The organism is Acidovorax sp. ACV02, assembly GCF_014851475.1.
GTDB lineage: Bacteria > Pseudomonadota > Gammaproteobacteria > Burkholderiales > Burkholderiaceae_C > Acidovorax > Acidovorax delafieldii.
Genome location: NZ_JACUZU010000024.1, coordinates 1 through 763 on the forward strand (window position 1 = coordinate 1; position 763 = coordinate 763).

Genomic DNA, 763 nt, shown 5'->3' on the forward strand with positions numbered 1-763 from the left:
GCTTTGGGGCGGTGCAAAGAAGGGCGGCGGCATCTTTCCCCTCTTTTCTTTTCCCCCCTCCCCCCCCTCCCTTCCTCCTTCCCTTTCCCCCCTCCCCTTTCCCTCCTCCCTCCCTCTTCTCCCCCCTTCCTCCCTCTTCCTTTCCCTCCCTTTCCTCTCCCTCCTCCTTTCCTCCCCTCCCCCCTCCCCCCCCTCTCCCTCTTCTTCCCTCTCTCTTCCTCTCCCTCCCTCTTTTCCTCCCTCTCTCCCTCTTCCTTTCTCCCCCCCTCTTCTCCTTCCCTCTTTCCCTCCCCTTTTCCTCCCTTTTTTTTCCTCCTTCCCCCCCCTTCTCCCTTTTTCTTTTTCCTTCCCCCCCCCTCTCCCTCTTTCTTTCCCCTCTTTCTCTCTCTTCCCCTCTCTTCTTTCTTTCCCTCTCCCTTTCCTCCTTCTTTCTCTTTCTCTTTTTCTCTCTTTCCCCCCTCCCCTCTTCCCCCTCCCCCTCCTCCTTCCTCTCTTCCCCCTCTTCCTTCTCCCCTTTCCCCTCTTCCTTCCCCTCCCTTTCCCTCCCCTTCCTCCCTTCTTTCTCCCCCTTCTCTCTTCCCTCCTTCTTTCCTTTCCTCTTTCTCTTCTTCTTCTCTCCCTTTCTCCCTTCCCTCTCTTTCCCTCCCCCTCTTTTTTCCTCTCTTCCTCCCTTCCCCCCTCTCCCCCTTTCCCTTTTTCTCCCCCCCTTTCCCTCTCCTTTCTTTCCCTTTCTCTTCTCCCCCTCTTCCTCTTCCTCCTCCTC

General features: G+C 57.1%; 1 protein-coding gene. It reads right to left on the reverse strand.

What is annotated here, in order from left to right; translation table 11 throughout:
- A partial coding sequence (locus IB236_RS24660) for a hypothetical protein (protein WP_192422484.1) occupies nucleotides 1–763 on the reverse strand: 763 nt, incomplete at both ends.